This is a genomic window from Streptococcus suis YS56 (assembly GCF_000440115.1).
In the GTDB taxonomy this organism is placed as follows: domain Bacteria; phylum Bacillota; class Bacilli; order Lactobacillales; family Streptococcaceae; genus Streptococcus; species Streptococcus suis_L.
In genome coordinates this window covers 1-1258 of sequence record NZ_ALMY01000053.1, presented here as the reverse complement: position 1 = coordinate 1258, position 1258 = coordinate 1, and the positions used below count along the sequence as shown (strand labels likewise).

The following is a 1258-nucleotide window of genomic DNA, read 5'->3' as shown; positions in this document are numbered from 1 at the left end:
ACGAAGGCCGACATGCTTTATCCCAGAAAAAGGAAAGGTGTCAAGAAGCAAGCTAGTCCGAACTTTAAGCCGGCAGGTAAATCTATCGAAGAACGTCCTGACGTTATTAATCTTCGCTTGGAAAATGGTCATTATGAAATTGATACCGTCCTACTGACTAAGATAAAAAATTATTTCCTGTTAGTCTTAACCGACCGGCGGAGCAGACACCAAATTATAAGGTTAATTCCAAATAAAACTGCGGAATCTGTCAATCAGGAGCTTACGTTACTATTAGGGGAGAATCGTATTCTGTCCATTACTGCAGATAATGGTTCGGAGTTCAAACGATTGTCTGAGATATTTCCTGAGGAACATATCTACTACGCACAGGCTTACTCTTCATGGGAGAGAGGTTTAAATGAAAATCATAATCGATTAATTCGGAGATGGTTACCTAAAGGAACCAAGAAAACGACTCCGAAAGAAGTAGCTTTTATCGAAAATTGGATTAACAACTACCCTAAAAAATGCTTGGACTACAAGTCGCCAAGTGAATTTCTTTTGGGCGGCTAACTTCAACTTGAAATTTTGGGAAAAACTGAGAGGCATACTAATCGGAGATTGTATATTTTCTTAGTATGCCTGCAGTATATCATTTTTTTGCAAAGGTATTTATGTTTTTGTAAAAATCTATGGCTACCTACTCATATTTTCACAATACCCCGGGGTCATCAATTAATGAAGTGTACAGTGGAGTTAAATATTTTTCTTCTCTGTATCCTCTCAAAAGGAGGGCTTCATGTGCACAATCTAATAATGTCTTAGAAAAATCTTTCACCATTCTTTGTTCTAAATCAGACAGTTTTTTTCTCGAAAATTGTCTACGTAGCTTTGAATAATCTCTACCAAATTCTATAAAAAACTCTGTACTTTCTAGAATTTCTTCCAATTTCACGAGATTGGCGAGCAGACCTAAATGAAAGGCTATGGGAGCAAATGTTGTTTCAAATGGTTGTGTACATGTCCTTCGAAATTCAATAGTCCCTCGCTTGGTAAGCTCCTGATAGTGGTATGAGCGATGGTTTTTGAAATCATCTGCTTTCGGAACAAAGTAACATATCTCGCCAGTTTCTGAATACGCTGCAAATTTTTCTTGCTCAAAAAAAGATTTGACAGTAATTGGTTTAAAATAATAATATAGTCATTTAGTTTTAAAATAGTATTCTAAAGAATACTCAACCGATTGAAATCTCCTCAATAACTCAGCCACTTTTCT

General features: G+C 36.2%; 2 protein-coding genes. One reads left to right on the top strand and one right to left on the bottom strand.

Going from position 1 to position 1258, the window contains the following annotated elements; translation table 11 throughout:
* The coding region (locus SST62_RS0106125) for an IS30 family transposase (protein ID WP_029186669.1) at positions 1-555 on the top strand (555 nt) is incomplete at its 5' end.
* 139 nt (positions 556-694) lie between these two features.
* Here SST62_RS0106125 and SST62_RS1000000112625 read toward each other — a convergent pair.
* Positions 695-937 (bottom strand): hypothetical protein, encoded by a 243-nt coding sequence (locus tag SST62_RS1000000112625; RefSeq protein WP_194283586.1) that lies wholly within the window; start codon positions 935-937, stop codon positions 695-697.
* Positions 938-1258: the final 321 nt, after the last annotated feature.